13 protein-coding genes are annotated in these 13,481 nt (G+C 49.0%); 12 read left to right on the top strand and 1 reads right to left on the bottom strand.

What is annotated here, in order from left to right; translation table 11 throughout:
• Positions 1 to 258: 258 nt before the first annotated feature.
• The 7 genes from dnaN to KDM87_RS01050 all read left to right on the top strand — a co-directional run bounded on the left by dnaN (position 259) and on the right by KDM87_RS01050 (position 9,422).
• A complete protein-coding gene (dnaN, locus tag KDM87_RS01080) occupies positions 259 to 1,365 on the top strand; it encodes a DNA polymerase III subunit beta (protein WP_212677390.1) in 1,107 nt (368 codons plus the stop codon).
• A gap of 195 nt (positions 1,366 to 1,560) precedes the next feature.
• On the top strand, positions 1,561 to 4,065 hold the full coding sequence (gyrB, locus tag KDM87_RS01075) for a DNA topoisomerase (ATP-hydrolyzing) subunit B (RefSeq protein ID WP_212677389.1): 2,505 nt from the start codon (positions 1,561 to 1,563) through the stop codon (positions 4,063 to 4,065).
• Positions 4,066 to 4,086: 21 nt separating this feature from the next.
• A complete protein-coding gene (locus KDM87_RS01070; protein ID WP_212677388.1) occupies positions 4,087 to 5,091 on the top strand; it encodes a virulence RhuM family protein in 1,005 nt (334 codons plus the stop codon).
• Positions 5,084 to 5,695 carry a DNA adenine methylase gene (locus KDM87_RS01065; RefSeq protein ID WP_212677387.1) on the top strand — a complete coding sequence of 204 codons (612 nt, stop codon included), beginning with the start codon at positions 5,084 to 5,086 and terminating at the stop codon, positions 5,693 to 5,695. The genes KDM87_RS01070 and KDM87_RS01065 overlap by 8 nt, the downstream gene beginning before the upstream one ends.
• Before the next feature lie 50 nt (positions 5,696 to 5,745).
• Entirely contained in the window at positions 5,746 to 6,462 is a 717-nt protein-coding gene (locus tag KDM87_RS01060; protein ID WP_212677386.1) for a PmeII family type II restriction endonuclease, read from the top strand.
• A gap of 272 nt (positions 6,463 to 6,734) precedes the next feature.
• Entirely contained in the window at positions 6,735 to 8,051 is a 1,317-nt protein-coding gene (dcm, locus tag KDM87_RS01055; RefSeq protein ID WP_212677385.1) for a DNA (cytosine-5-)-methyltransferase, read from the top strand.
• Positions 8,052 to 8,801: 750 nt separating this feature from the next.
• Positions 8,802 to 9,422 carry a glutathione S-transferase gene (locus KDM87_RS01050; RefSeq protein ID WP_212677384.1) on the top strand — a complete coding sequence of 207 codons (621 nt, stop codon included), beginning with the start codon at positions 8,802 to 8,804 and terminating at the stop codon, positions 9,420 to 9,422.
• Positions 9,423 to 9,582: 160 nt separating this feature from the next.
• Here the strand turns inward: KDM87_RS01050 and KDM87_RS01045 are convergent, their stop codons facing one another.
• Positions 9,583 to 9,780 (bottom strand): hypothetical protein, encoded by a 198-nt coding sequence (locus KDM87_RS01045; protein ID WP_212677383.1) that lies wholly within the window; start codon positions 9,778 to 9,780, stop codon positions 9,583 to 9,585.
• Between the two features lie 527 nt (positions 9,781 to 10,307).
• Here KDM87_RS01045 and KDM87_RS01040 point away from each other — a divergent pair.
• The 5 genes from KDM87_RS01040 to KDM87_RS01020 all read left to right on the top strand — a co-directional run bounded on the left by KDM87_RS01040 (position 10,308) and on the right by KDM87_RS01020 (position 13,452).
• Positions 10,308 to 10,523: a hypothetical protein gene (locus KDM87_RS01040; protein WP_212677382.1), complete on the top strand. Its 216-nt coding sequence runs from the start codon at positions 10,308 to 10,310 to the stop codon at positions 10,521 to 10,523.
• Positions 10,524 to 10,558: 35 nt separating this feature from the next.
• Positions 10,559 to 11,254, top strand: a complete 696-nt coding sequence (locus KDM87_RS01035) for a DUF3334 family protein (RefSeq protein ID WP_186884006.1) — start codon at positions 10,559 to 10,561, stop codon at positions 11,252 to 11,254.
• A 323-nt stretch (positions 11,255 to 11,577) separates the two neighbouring features.
• Positions 11,578 to 12,372, top strand: coding sequence for a tRNA-uridine aminocarboxypropyltransferase (locus KDM87_RS01030; protein WP_212677904.1), 795 nt, complete (start codon positions 11,578 to 11,580; stop codon positions 12,370 to 12,372).
• Between the two features lie 93 nt (positions 12,373 to 12,465).
• Complete coding sequence (locus tag KDM87_RS01025; protein WP_186884008.1) at positions 12,466 to 12,714, top strand: DUF3297 family protein; 249 nt, start codon at positions 12,466 to 12,468, stop codon at positions 12,712 to 12,714.
• A gap of 51 nt (positions 12,715 to 12,765) precedes the next feature.
• Positions 12,766 to 13,452, top strand: a complete 687-nt coding sequence (locus KDM87_RS01020; RefSeq protein WP_212677381.1) for a hypothetical protein — start codon at positions 12,766 to 12,768, stop codon at positions 13,450 to 13,452.
• Positions 13,453 to 13,481 lie beyond the last annotated feature (29 nt).

Here is a 13,481-nt window from a genome sequence, read left to right as displayed (position 1 = left end):
CGGGCTAAAATAACCGAACCATCAGGACGCAGAAGTGACCGCAGCAATCAAAGTATAAAGGCCTCGCCCGCGTTTCCGGTCAGGCTTGAGTTTTTAAGTATTGAGTTTTTAAGTAGTCAGGCAGTACATAAAAAGTAATAAGAGACGAAACAGATAAAGTCACAGGCAGCACAACAAGCAAGATACAACTGCCAGTGAACTTAACTGAGGCGCCCACAAATCAGGTTCCTTATCAACAACATAAGTGAGGATATTCAAATGCAATTGGTTAAAACCCACCGGGATACCCTGCTCCGGCCTTTGCAAATTGTGAGTGGTATTGTCGAGCGTCGGCACACATTGCCGATTTTGGCCAATATCCTCATTCGCAAAGATGGCGAACAAGTGTCGTTCCTCTCGACGGACATCGAGGTGCAGATCACGACCAAAGCAGAAATCGGCTCTGGCGGCGACAACGTCGCCACTACCGTCGCTGCACGTAAATTACTCGACATTCTGCGCGCCCTGCCGGATGACAATGATGTTGTCTTGAAACTGGATAACAAGCGCATGAGTGTGCAATCGGGCAAATCCCGTTTCTCATTGCAGACACTGGCGGCAGAAGAATTTCCTACCGTCGCGCAGGCTGAGCACTTCAATGCCAGCGTGAATCTGCCACAAAAGACCCTGAAACACTTGTTCAACATGGTGCACTTCTCCATGGCGCAACAAGATATCCGTTATTACCTGAACGGCCTGTTGCTGGTGGTCGATGGCAAAAACGTCATCGCGGTTGCCACTGACGGTCACCGTCTGGCGTATTGCCAGGTCGAGGTTGAACAGGAATTTCCGCGCCACGAAGTCATCATTCCGCGCAAAACCATCATTGAATTGCAGCGTTTGCTGGAAGACAAAGATGATCCTGTGCAGATTGACATCGCGAATAACCAGGTCAAACTGACCTTTGCTGATATCGAATTGATTTCCAAACTGGTCGAAGGCAAATTCCCTGACTTCAACCGTGTGATTCCTAAAGGTTACAAAAACAATTTCACGCTTGGTCGCGAACAGTTACTGCGCTCTTTACAACGTGCGGCCATCATGACCAGCGACAAGTTTAAAGGCGTGCGCTGCGTCATCACGCCCGGCAGCATGCAAATCCTGTCAACGAATGCCGATCAGGAAGAAGCGATGGAAGAAATTGAAATCGACTACGGTGGCGATAATGTCGATATCGGTTTCAATGTCAGCTATCTGCTGGATGTGTTGAATAACCTGAAATGCGAGCAAGTTAACATTGCTTTAGGTGATTCCAATTCATCTGCGCTGATTACGATTCCTGATAACGCTGACTTTAAATACGTCGTCATGCCAATGCGGATCTAATATGCTTTGCCCCGTTTCCTGTTTGCAGGAAACGGGATGGAGTGAAGCCAGCGTCATTCCGCCACCAATCAGGCATTCATCTGCCCCGGTTGCGACTCTGATCTGAAAAGAACACGCCCTTCACTCCCCCTCTTACAGTTACGCAAGAGGGCGTTAACACCCTTGAACACGCAGTAAACACAACAGAAGGTAGCCATGTCCGATAACAACCAAGACAATACTCCAGCCCAAGCCGCCAGTTCAGCGCAATACGGCGCATCCTCCATCCAGATTCTGGAAGGCCTGGAAGCCGTGCGTAAGCGCCCCGGCATGTACATTGGCGATACATCGGACGGCACCGGCTTACATCATCTGGTATTCGAAGTTTTAGATAACTCGATTGACGAATCGCTGGCGGGTCACTGTACCGAAATCAACGTCACGATTCATACTGACAATTCCATCTCGATTACCGATAACGGGCGCGGTATTCCTACCGGCATCAAATGGGACGATAAACACGAGCCAAAACGCAGCGCCGCTGAAATCGTCATGACCGAATTACATGCGGGCGGTAAATTCGATCAGAACTCCTACAAAGTATCCGGCGGTCTACACGGTGTGGGCGTTTCTTGCGTGAATGGTCTGTCAAAATTACTGAAACTCACGATACGCCGCGATGGCAAAGTGCACACCATGGAATTTGCCAAAGGTGTAGTACAAAACCGTGAACTCGAAACCGTGGATGGCGTGCTGACATCACCGATCAAAGTGATCGGTGAAACAGACAAACGCGGCACCGAAGTGCATTTCTGGGCCGATGAAGAAATTTTCACACACGTAGAATTCCATTACGAAATTCTGGCGAAACGTATTCGTGAACTCTCTTTCCTGAACAATGGCGTACGCATCAAACTGAATGACCACCGCACTGGTAAAGAAGAATTATTTGCGTTCGAAGGTGGCACACGCGGTTTCGTTGAATACATCAACAAAAATAAATCGGTGTTGCATCCGACCATTTTCCAGGCGACTGGCGAAAAAATGTCGGATCAGGGCACCAACATCACCGTTGACGTTTCCATGCAATGGAACGATGCCTACAATGAGCAAGTGCTGTGCTTCACCAACAATATTCCGCAACGCGACGGCGGTACGCACCTGACCGGTCTGCGCGCAGCGATGACGCGCGTCATCAATAAATATATCGACGAACACGAATACGCTAAAAAAGCCAAAGTCGAAGTCACCGGTGACGACATGCGCGAAGGCCTCACCTGCGTCTTGTCCGTCAAAGTACCTGAACCAAAATTCAGCTCACAGACCAAAGACAAATTAGTCTCTTCAGAAGTGCGCGGCCCTGTCGAAGAAATCGTCACAAAAACGTTGACGGATTATCTGGCTGAAAAACCAAACGACGCCAAAATCATTTGCGGCAAAATCGTGGAAGCCTCACGCGCGCGCGAAGCCGCCCGCAAAGCCCGCGAACTGACCCGTCGCAAAGGCGTCATGGATGGTTTAGGCTTGTCTTCTAAACTCGCGGACTGCCAGGAAAAAGACCCTGCGCTGAGTGAACTGTATATCGTCGAAGGTGACTCTGCGGGCGGCTCTGCGAAGCAAGGCCGTGATCGTAAATTCCAGGCGATTCTGCCATTGCGCGGTAAAGTGCTGAACGTAGAAAAAGCCCGCTTTGAAAAAATGCTGTCGAGTGAACAGATCACCACCCTGATCGCGACGCTTGGCACATCCATCGGCCCTGACGAATTCAACGCCGATAAATTACGCTATCACCGCATCATCATCATGACCGATGCCGACGTCGACGGTGCCCATATCCGCACCTTGTTGCTGACCCTGTTCTATCGCCAGATGCCGCAACTGGTCGAACGCGGCCACATCTACATCGCGCAACCACCACTCTACAAAGTCAAAGCAGGCCGCGATGAACGCTACCTAAAAGACGATGCCGAAGAAGCGCAATATATGATGACCGTGGCACTGACCAACGCATCGCTGATACCAGGCACAGGCGCTGCGCCGATTACAGGTGACGCGCTGGCCGAATTAGTACGCCAATACAATCTGGCCAACGCCATCATGACCCGCCTGACGCGCCTGATAGACCGCGCTGCACTGACAGCGATCATGACCGGCGTCACCCTGAATTTTGAAAGCGTAGCAAGCACCGAAGAAACTGCCCGACTCATGACCGCCGCTATCAATGATCCGGCGGTTAAAGTCGTCGCCGTCATCGACGATGCCAGCAACACCCGTAGTCTGCGCGTCGAACGCCTGCATCATGGCAACATTAAAGTCAGCAATATCGAATCTGATTTCGTTGTCAGCGCCGATTACAAAGTGTTGGAAAACGCAGCGGCCACATTTAAAGGCTTGTTAGGCGAAGGCGCATTCATCCGCCGTGGTGAAGGCGAACGCGTCAAAGAAATCGCCGTACAAGATTTCCACCACGCCATGCTGTGGCTACGCGACGAAGCCGAACGCGGCGTCTCTAAACAGCGCTATAAAGGTCTGGGTGAAATGAATCCGGAACAACTGTGGGAAACCACCATGGACCCAACGGTGCGCCGCCTGCTGAAAGTACAAATCGAAGACGCCATCGCCGCTGACCAAATCTTCACCACCCTGATGGGCGACGACGTAGAACCCCGCCGCGCTTTCATCGAAAGCAATGCATTGAGGGCGGGGAATATTGACGTGTAACTTTACCAAGGATGTCTCAGCATGAGTGAACTCTTTCTTTACCAAACAGAAGATGGCTTAGTTCGAATTCAACTCAGAGCCGAAGATGGTAATGTATGGCTGAACCAGTTAGAGATAGCGGAGTTATTCGCTACCACCAAGCAAAACGTCAGCTTGCACGCAAAGAACATTCTTGAAGACAAAGAATTAGACGAGAAGGCAACTGTCAAGGAATCCTTGACAGTTCAAACCGAAGGCAATCGCCAAGTTAAACGTAGCACCACGTTCTACAGTTTGCCAATGATATTGGCCATTGGCTACCGTGTCCGTTCGCCACGCGGCAATCAATTTCGCCAATGGGCTAGCGCTCACCTCTCAGAATATCTGCTTAAAGGTTTCGTCATAGATGACGAACGCCTGAAAAACCCTGGCGGGTGGGATTATTTTGATGAACTTCTGGCTCGCATCCGTGATATTCGTGCTTCAGAAAAGCGTTTTTATCAAAAGGTTCGCGATCTATTTGCTCTAAGTCGCGACTATCAAAGCAGTGACAGCACAGCACAAGTGTTCTTTGCCGAAGTACAAAATAAACTCCTGTACGCCGTCACACAGCAAACTGCTGCTGAAATCATCGTAGCCCGTGCCGCCCCCTCCTCACCCAATATGGCACTCACGACCTGGAGCGGCGCACATGTACGCAAACACGATGTTGTGGTTGCAAAGAATTATTTAACAGCCGATGAAGTCGATACACTCAACCGCCTCGTTGTCATCTTTTTAGAACAAGCAGAACTACGCGTCAAAGACCGCAAAGAACTAAGCCTAGATTTTTGGCGTAGCAACGTCGATAAGCTTCTGGAATTTAATGACAAGCCGATCTTGCGCAATGCGGGGAAAATCAGCAACGATCAAATGAAGCAGATAGCGAAAACACGTTACGATAGTTTTGATGCCGCAAGGCGTGAAGCGGAAGCAAGGACTGCAGACGCTGACGATTTGCAAATGCTGGAAGCGGTGGTAAAAAATGTTGAGAAAAATCATGAGTAAGAATGATTGGCAGAGAGTATTTGACCATTTAGTCCTCCATCAACGAAATCATAGTAAAGATTACTATTACGAAGTACGGCAAAAAAATTGTAATTCGGAATTCACTAGAGCAGCAAAACTGATTTATCTAAATAGAACCTGTTGGAACGGTTTATACCGAATCAATCTCAAAGGTAAGTTCAACGTTCCAATCGGCACAAAAACTAAAGTCATTCACGCTGAAGAAAGTTTTTTTGAAATATCGAAACTATTACAAAATGCAGAGCTAAACAATGACGATTTTGAAAACACCATTGATCGTACTGTCGCTGGAGATTTTCTTTTTATCGACCCACCTCACACTGTAAAACATAACTATAACGGATTCGTTAAGTACAATGAAAATCTCTTCGCTTGGGATGATCAAATAAGGCTTCGGGATGCGCTAATTCGAGCAGCCAATCGTAAAGTAAAAATTTTACTTACAAACGCATGCCACGAATCTGTTATTCAATTGTACGAAGATATCTTTCGAATCAGCGTAGTTAAACGCGCGAGTGTTATTGCTGGATCGAACATTGGACGTGGGAACTATGAAGAAATTATCGTCCAAAATTTAAATTAAAAATCAATCGATTTTTTCACTCAAGATAAAAAGTTAAACAACGTACCATAATGATCGAAAACAAAGACACCATCCTAGCCAAAGCAAAAGCCTGGTTTCGTGAAACCATCGTCATCAATCATGCGGGCAATTCTCAAAAACTCGTTGATCCCAAAGAGTTCAACATCAATCCTTTCTTGACAGTCTATTTGGCGAATTTTTTGACGGGTAATTCTTCACCGCAAAGTGTCGCCAAGGCACTGATCTATCCACGGGTTTTGGGCAACTCGATCACGACTTCGTTTGGGGCAAATATTCAGAAATTTGCTTCGGATGTGTTAGATGGCTTTGCTAGTACGACTAGTGGTATTGATATTGAGTTTATTGATCAGGTTGATGGTGTTCGTAAATATTGCCAGCTCAAAGCGGGGCCGAATACGATCAATAAAGATGATGTGGAAACTATCGCTGGGCACTTTAAGGGCGTGATTAATCTCGCCAAGGTGAATGGCTTGCGCGTGAGCTATGACGACATGGTGGTGGGTTTGATTTATGGTGAGGCGCATCAGTTGAGTGCACATTACAAACGGATTACGTCGCAATATAACTATCCGGTGTTGGCAGCGCATGATTTTTGGTTTCGCTTAACTGGCGATGATGGTTTTTACAGTGAGCTGGTTACTGCGATTGGTGAGGTGGCGATTGAGGCTGATTATAGTCAGGAGCTGAATAAGATTATTGATGAGCTGGCTCAGCATGATGAGATTATTCGTTTGTCGCAAATTTAGTAGGTTTTGTTTTGAATTGCATTTGTTGGTTGATTTTGCCCGGTTAAATTTTTATCAAATTGCTGAGCCGCCCTCATCCCCAGCCCTTCTCCCGCCCGCGGGAGAAGGGAGTTTGTTAATCAGTCGCTACAATGATTTGTCTTGATCGGCATGGCGACGTTTCACGTCGTATTCCCTCTCTTTTTTACGTCCTCTACAAAAATAGGTTGACAGATTTACTGAATAAAAATACAGTGGTAACCATGTATAAGGTTTGAGTAAAAGGATGAAACATGGAAGATCGTGCTGAGTATTATTCTATCGCCCAGGCGGCGGATATTTTGGGCGTAACGAAAGAGACTTTACGCCGTTGGGATGAGAATGGCACGATGGTGGCGCAGCGCGTGGAGTCGAATAACTACCGCGTTTATCACAAGTCACAATTAGAGTTTTTTGAGAACACGCAGCACATGTTTAAAAATGCTTGGGATGCAGAATTCGTGACCAAGCCAAATCGCAGTTATAAGTTGTTGGAGCTGTTCGCGGGTGCGGGCGGTTTGGCGATTGGAATGGAGCGTGCTGGATTTGAATCTGTTTTGCTCAACGAGCTAGATAAGCATGCGTGCAATACGCTGCGCAAAAATCGCCCTGACTGGAATGTGGTTGAGGGCGATATTTCTAAAATCAGTTTCACTCAATATCGCGATCAAATCGATATTCTCTCTGGCGGATTTCCTTGCCAATCATTTTCCTATGCGGGTAAGCAACTCGGTTTTGAAGATACACGTGGCACTTTGTTTTATGAGTTCGCCCGCGCTGTGCGTGAGACCAATCCTAAGGTGCTACTGGGTGAAAACGTGCGTGGTTTGCTTAATCACGACAATGGCGAAACTTTAAAAACCATCAGCAATATTATTCGCGACTTGGGCTATACCTTGGTCGAACCGCATGTACTCAAAGCGATGTTTTATCAAGTACCACAAAAGCGTGAACGTCTATTTTTGGTCGGCATCCGTAATGATCTGGCAGACAAAGTGAAATTCGCTTGGCCTTCTTCGTACAAGCGTATTTTGACGATGCGTGATGCGCTGAAAAAAGGTGAGCTATATCCTTGCGATGTGCCGACATCGGAAGGCCAAACTTATCCGAAACGCAAAGCAGAAATCTTGAAAATGGTGCCGCCAGGCGGTTACTGGCGCGACTTGCCTGATAATATTCAACGCGAATATATGATGAAGAGCTATTACCTTGGTGGTGGTAAAACAGGCATGGCGCGTCGCTTATCATGGGATGAACCAAGTTTGACTTTAACCTGCGCTCCGGCACAAAAACAAACCGAGCGCTGCCATCCTGAAGAAACTCGCCCACTCACCGTCCGAGAATACGCACGTATCCAGACCTTTCCCGATGATTGGCAATTTGCCGGCCCGGTATCTGCGCAATACAAGCAGATTGGTAATGCGGTGCCAGTGAATTTAGCACATGCGATGGGACGCGCTTTGGTACGACTGTTAAATCAGATTGAAGAATCGAAAACAGAAGCAGATCCGGTACAGAAACCTCGTCAGAAATCCAAAAACCCATCTCTATTTGAAGAAATCTCTGCATAGTAGATGTGTTGAATGGGTCAAATCATTGAACGATAGTCCTCTGACGACGGTTTGATCAAGCAGCCCAAGCCTATAACATCACCGCTCTATCTCTAGCCCAAAATTGGTGATGCGGCGTCAGACTCAGTTGCTGGCATCTGAATGGCGTTACGCGGTTATCTGGGAATGTGCCCTAAAAGGAAAAACCCGATTCAGCACAGATTATCTGATCGACTATGTGGAAGACTGGATCATTAATAGCAATTCAAAGAGTCTTGAAATCAGCGGAGCGTCTGTGAAATAAGGCGAAAACCACTTTATCTGCGTCACTTCTTGCACTTTCTGGTGAGTAGCTTAGTCCGCAATCAAGCTCAGTCTGATTCCGGCTCACTGACCAGACGTACCCACCCCGAAAATAGTCTGGATCAGGCTCTATCCATATCACTATGTCGTCAATCACTTCCTCGATATATCCGATTATTCTCTTCTCCGGCAAAGGTGACAGTGAATTTAACTGGTTGTTTGAGTTTAGATCTGCCATATGCTTTGATCTACGGACGATGAGTCACATTATTTCATTCTGACTGAATTAGTATGTCTGGTAGCATCAATATCGACATGCTGTTTCAAGCAAGTCAGATGGACACACATAAAATCCGGTATTCTGCCAACCCTTACTGACCCTGCTATGATGGCGCGGGTTTTGGGTTCGTCACGCACCCAAAGCTGCCAATTTTTTAGTTCCGCTTTTATTCGCTTTCAGGAGACAACATGCCTCAACTTAAACTGACTTATTTCGATTTTCATGGTGGCCGTGGCGAGCCAGCACGGCTGGCGTTAGCGCTAGGTGGGGTGGCGTTTGAAGATCATCGTTTCAGCTATCCTGAATTTGCCGACGTGCGCAAAGCGACGCCGTTCGGGCAGGTGCCGGTGCTGGAGGTGGATGGTGTGCAGTTGACCCAGTGTGATGCGATCCTGCGTTATGCGGGCAAGCTGGCGGGGCTGTATCCGCAAGATCCTTTGCAGGCTTTGTACTGCGACGAGGTGAGCTTTGTGGTGGAAGAAGCGGGCATCAAAATGGGGCCAACTTTCCGCATGACGGGGGATGAGCAAAAGGCAGCGCGTCTGGCACTGGTGAACGGTTCTATGCCGGTTTATCTGCGCTGGCTGGAGCAGCGTTTACTGGCGCAAGGCGGCGAATATTTTGCTGATGGCCGCCTGACGATCGCCGATCTGAAGGTGTTTGTGGATATCCGCAATTTGAATGCTGGTCGTCTGGATCATGTGCCGACCGATCTGGTGGCGCAAGTGGCACCGGCGCTGAATGCGCATAATCAGCGCGTCGCGGCCTTGCCTGCGGTGCAGGCGTATTACGCGAAATTTGCTCAATAAATTAGCAAAAAGATGAATGACATGTTACCAGCAGGCGCATGGAATCTCAGACCTTGAAAGCAGACGCAGATTGTCGTGCGATTTTTTCCGCCGCTTTCGCCGCTTCAAAAAAAACAGCCGGTATTGATACCGGCTGTTTTTTTATGTGTCAGCGTATTGCTTAACGGCTGTTTTGTTTGCAAGTAAAACTGGTCGTGGTCACTTTATCGACATTACCCTGACCACAAGTAGCGATGGCTTGCTGCGACATCACGCTGATTTGTTTGCCAGCTTCGACTGTGTTTTCGCTGACAGAAATACAGGCGCTTAAACTGGCAACGATAGCGACCAGACTCAGGATATGCAGGATTTTTTTCATAGTCTCACTCTCAGATTGATTTAGTTTAGCAAAGCAGACATGTTGTTGGTCGCTTCGTCATTTGGTAGACCGGCATGCTGTTGCTTGGTTCCCGACATGCCGGCGCGAGTGGCAGGCCATCACCACTGTTTGAACTTAACGTTTCAACAATCTATCCGGCTGACTTGCAACACGCCTTTATTTCCGGTGATAACAAAGGTGCAGCGATTGCGCCTGAAAGAAGCATGAGGTGCTACTTTTTCAGCAACCGGTTTGTAAGTTAGCCGCCATCGCGGCCTTCATTGCGGATATTTTTTGCTTCTTTTACATCATGAAGCTAAGAAAACGTGCAGAAACTTGGGAATCCGATAAAACCGCCCGTCTTTACCAGCGTTTGCCTGCCCCAAATCGCACAGAAAACGTGAAACATCTGGACGCAGCGTGTACCATTGAATATTCTTATCTATTTCCATGGTACAAGTGTTCTGCGTGCGGCGATTGACGCTGCCCTGAGTTTGCGGTAACACTGCCACGCAGAGGAGAAAATCATGTCTGGCTTCGCCCTGTCACCGCAAACGGATTTGCGAGAACCGATAGTCAACCTGCTTAGCCGTATCGCCCTGTTTCGTGTGGTATTTACCAGCGAAGCGCGACGGCACGACATTACTCCCGGCGCTGGGCGAAACGATGTGTCTGCGAATGTGTCAGCCAACGTGTTGGTCATAGCGCATCGGCCACTGCGCGGACAAAATAACAATAGATAACAATCATTTCAAGAAACCTAATTCAGGAGTTGGTCATGAGTAACGAAGAAAAAAGAGTTGTCTACGGAACAGAAGATCTGTTGACCAGTTTATGTAATTCGGTCACGCGAGTACTGAACGTAGCGACGCAAAGCAAGATTCATTACTCTGCGATGGTGCAAAGAATTACCAAAATCGGTCTGAAGCCGGATATCGGTTGCTTCGTCTTATTTGACGGTGGATTTTCCGGTCTGGTGGTGTTGAATTTTGCAGGCAACGCCGCATTGGAAATTTACGAAAAATACATGCTCAGCATGGGCATGCCGAAATCAGAACTGGCCTCGTCATTCAGCTCGGACGAAGTGTCAAATATCCTCGGCGAACTAATGAATCAGATCGTCGGGGACTTTACCGGCAAAATACGCCGGGAACTGCAAACCAACATCACCCAGAATCAGCCAAAAATGCTGGTGCTGAATAAGCAGGTGATGCTGAGTGTGGATACGCCGCTGGATCGCCCTGAAATCCGTCGCGTGTCGTTTTTCACTGAAAATAATAATATTTTCTATCTCGAGCTCGCGATTGATCGCACTGAATTCATTAAATTGCATGATTTTGATTCCAGCGAAATCATCGATCCGGATGCCTTGCTGGATATGGAACAAGCCGATCTGAGCAAAGCTGCACCAGCTGCGGCAGCACCAGTGGTAGATGACGAAAGCGATGAACTGTTGCGTTCCTTAGGCATGTAAGCATCAGCGTCTGTGGCTGATCTGCGCTCAATCGATGCAACAGCCAGTCTGAAAATAAAGAACGTCACGTAACGATATGGCTTACGTGGCGTTTTTTATTGGCAAAAAGGCTTTTTCAGCCGATTTGCTGAAAATACCCCCTAATGTTCATGCGGGTTTCCAAGGCATACCCCTGTATCCCCGCATAGATATTGGCTGTTGGCAGCATCACCCGGCAGAAGTCCATTTGATGCGGGGTTTGCAATGTGGCGTGGGGCATGCCAAGATACGCGCCCTGTCTGAATGAAAAATCGGCAACCGCCCGTCACACCGAAGTTCCCCTGATGAATACCACTTACCCACCGCATGCTGTTTCCCGCTTACGTACCGCCCGTCTGGCACGCAGCACACGTCCGTTTCTGGCACGCGGCGGGCCGCATGGCGAGCGTTGCGGCGGCTGCCGCCTGATACTCAGCCATTGCATCTGTGCCTTGCGTCCTGTGGTACCGACGCGTGCCGGTGTGTGTCTGATCATGGCAGAACACGAAGCACTCAAGCCCAGCAACACAGGCTGGCTGATCGCAGATGTGGTGCCGGATACGATGGCATTTGGCTGGGCCCGCACCGAAGTTGACCCCGCCTTGCTGGCAGTGCTGACCGACCCGCAATGGCAGCCGTATGTGGTGTTTCCCGGTGAATTTGTCGCGCCGGAGCGGGTCATTACGCAATTACTACCGGCACAGGACATTACAGATTCCACCGCACCGGCAAACGCAAACACAAAAAAACGGCCACTGTTTATTCTGCTCGATGCGACCTGGCCGGAAGCGCGCAAGATATTCAAAAAAAGCCCGTATCTGGAACAGTTTCCGGTGTTAAGTCTGCTGCCGGAACAATTATCGCGCTATCGCCTGCGCCGTTCGCGTCGCGATGAACATTTGTGCACATCGGAAGTCGCCGGTTTATGCCTGCAACTGGCCGGTGATGTGTTTGCCGCCCAAACGCTGGAAGCGTATCTGGATGTGTTTAGCGAACATTATCTGCGCGCCAAACAGCAATTGAAGGTGGACCGGGAAGACGCGTTTCATCAGCGTTTGCGGGCATTGGCGGCCGCGTCAGCATCAACGCCACAGATCTGATGACACGATAAAACTGGCGCGAAATATCCATCACGGTCAGCAAAATCGATAGCAGCATTGAACAGACAGCGCATCTGGTAGATAATTCGGCCTATGAACGATACTACACAACTCCCCCCATTACCGGATCGCCTGTCGGTTGATCCGCGCAGCCCTTACTACGTCGCCGCCGTGTTTGAACACGAAGTTGGCATCAAGCTCAACGGTAAAGAGCGTCTGGACGTCGAAGAATATTGCATCAGCGAAGGCTGGATCAGCGTGCCGGCAGGCAAGGCGCGTGACCGCAAAGGTAATCCGCTGATGATCAAAGTCAAAGGTCAGGTCGAGCCGTTTTATCGCTGATACCGGCTGCGCCAACGCGAGTCTGACGATGGCGTCTGCCTCTGTCATTACATGTCTCTCAAAGAAAAAGTCCCCGTATTCATGCGCTTGTCTGGCCACTTTTGCGCCACACAGCGCATGAACACAGCGGGCTGGCGGCGTCGGATGATGCCTTTGTCTTTCCTGGCATCGGCCACAATGCTGACCGCCAACGCCTATGCGAACGCGGATGAGCAAACCTTTCCTGTCAGGCTCAGTCGCAACGAACATCTCTTGTTAGAAAAACTGGTCTGCGGCGATCCATTCGGTGTCGGCGTTGCCGAGATTGACGCGCGCGCTTTCAGCGCTCAGGCGGATAAGGCAAATTACGCCGATGTAAAATGCCGTCCGCATGCGCAGCTCAAGACCCAGCCTTTATATTACGTTGCCCAATGCGGGCGCGATGGTAAACAATGGAGTTGTGGCGCGGCGGAGGTGGAGACAATCGTGCCGTTGAAGCAGCGCAAACTGATTGTGCGACCAGGAACTGTGCCACCGCAACGCGCAACGGAAGCGATACAAACCATCAGCACCTACGGTTATTTTCAGGCGAAATCGCTCGATGCAGCATTGCAATCGACCTGCAATATGGGCATGGGAAACACCGCGGATCTGGTTGAAATCTCCTGTCGGCGCTGGTCGATCACGGTGTCATTCTGGTGCCCGCAGATATCACCACAATCACCGTGCCCACGTGTGATTTATATGGGAGAGCGCTGAAACAATCAGCGCAGGACAAAGCGTTCAGC

The organism is Cognatundibacterium rivi (genome assembly GCF_018139565.1).
In the GTDB taxonomy this organism is placed as follows: domain Bacteria; phylum Pseudomonadota; class Gammaproteobacteria; order Burkholderiales; family Burkholderiaceae_D; genus Undibacterium; species Undibacterium rivi.
The sequence above is the reverse complement of the archived record's forward strand: the minus strand, read 5'-3'. Positions and strand labels throughout refer to the sequence as shown.

Bases quoted from the DNA above. Each gene is read 5' to 3' on its own strand.
- dnaN (WP_212677390.1), top strand. From the start codon at position 259: ATGCAATTGGTTAAAACCCACCGGGATACCCTGCTCCGGCCTTTGCAA.
- gyrB (WP_212677389.1), top strand. From the start codon at position 1,561: ATGTCCGATAACAACCAAGACAATACTCCAGCCCAAGCCGCCAGTTCA.
- KDM87_RS01070 (WP_212677388.1), top strand. From the start codon at position 4,087: ATGAGTGAACTCTTTCTTTACCAAACAGAAGATGGCTTAGTTCGAATT.
- KDM87_RS01065 (WP_212677387.1), top strand. From the start codon at position 5,084: ATGAGTAAGAATGATTGGCAGAGAGTATTTGACCATTTAGTCCTCCAT.
- KDM87_RS01060 (WP_212677386.1), top strand. From the start codon at position 5,746: ATGATCGAAAACAAAGACACCATCCTAGCCAAAGCAAAAGCCTGGTTT.
- dcm (WP_212677385.1), top strand. From the start codon at position 6,735: ATGGAAGATCGTGCTGAGTATTATTCTATCGCCCAGGCGGCGGATATT.
- KDM87_RS01050 (WP_212677384.1), top strand. From the start codon at position 8,802: ATGCCTCAACTTAAACTGACTTATTTCGATTTTCATGGTGGCCGTGGC.
- KDM87_RS01045 (WP_212677383.1), bottom strand. From the start codon at position 9,780: ATGAAAAAAATCCTGCATATCCTGAGTCTGGTCGCTATCGTTGCCAGT.
- KDM87_RS01040 (WP_212677382.1), top strand. From the start codon at position 10,308: ATGTCTGGCTTCGCCCTGTCACCGCAAACGGATTTGCGAGAACCGATA.
- KDM87_RS01035 (WP_186884006.1), top strand. From the start codon at position 10,559: ATGAGTAACGAAGAAAAAAGAGTTGTCTACGGAACAGAAGATCTGTTG.
- KDM87_RS01030 (WP_212677904.1), top strand. From the start codon at position 11,578: ATGAATACCACTTACCCACCGCATGCTGTTTCCCGCTTACGTACCGCC.
- KDM87_RS01025 (WP_186884008.1), top strand. From the start codon at position 12,466: ATGAACGATACTACACAACTCCCCCCATTACCGGATCGCCTGTCGGTT.
- KDM87_RS01020 (WP_212677381.1), top strand. From the start codon at position 12,766: ATGTCTCTCAAAGAAAAAGTCCCCGTATTCATGCGCTTGTCTGGCCAC.